Below are 827 nucleotides of genomic sequence, written 5' to 3'. Positions count from 1 at the left end.
GCGAAATGGGTCGCGCAGCCGGCGGGCATCGATCTCGAAGTGATCCCATCGAAAGGCTCGGCCGAAAACGTGCAGCGCATGCGTTTCGAGCCCGGCGTGAAGCTCGCGCTCGTGCAGTCCGACGTCTACCAGGCCTACGTCGACATGGCCAATTCCGGCAACGAAGAGGCCGGCACGCTGATACGGCCGCTGCGGCTCATCATGCCGCTCTACGACGAAGAGATTTACTTCGTCGTGCGTAACGACTCGCCGATGAAGACGATCAACGAGATCAAGGACAAGGTAATGAGCGTCGGGCTGATCGGCAGCGGCACCGCGCAGTCGGCGACGACGCTGTACCGACTCATGTTCGGCCAGCCGATTCCTGAGCAGAACGCGCAGCACCTGAGCAACGAGGACGCGCTGGCCGCGCTCATCGTCAAGAAGATCGATGTGGCCATCATCGTCGCCGGGCAACCCGCCAAGCTCTTTACCGACATGAACCCCGAACTGCTGCAGCAGATCCGCTTCCTGCGCGTCGATGCGAACGCGCCGGAAACGGCGCGCGCAAAGCAGACCTACTATCCCGCGACGATCCACGTGTCGAGTTACCCGAACTGGCTCAAGGAAGACGTGCCGACATGGACGGTCAAGGCCTTTCTCGTCACCTATGACTACAACCTGCGCGATACGGTCGGCAACCTGAAGCGCTTTGCCGATTCGCTCTGCGCGAACTTCGACAACCTGCAGGAGCACGGCCATCCGAAATGGAAGCAGGTCAAGCTCGATCTACCGGGCCTCGGCAAAGGCTGGCAATACTATCCGCCCGTTGAGCGACGCCTGAAGGC

At 61.3% G+C, this 827-nt stretch carries 1 protein-coding gene; it reads left to right on the top strand.

Translation table 11 applies throughout. The annotated features are described in order from the left end of the window. A partial coding sequence (locus tag ACOJB8_RS41135) for a TAXI family TRAP transporter solute-binding subunit (RefSeq protein ID WP_475017988.1) occupies positions 1 to 827 on the top strand: 827 nt, incomplete at both ends.

This window comes from Paraburkholderia sp. BR10141 (assembly GCF_056155635.1).
The sequence above is the reverse complement of the archived record's forward strand: the minus strand, read 5'-3'. Positions and strand labels throughout refer to the sequence as shown.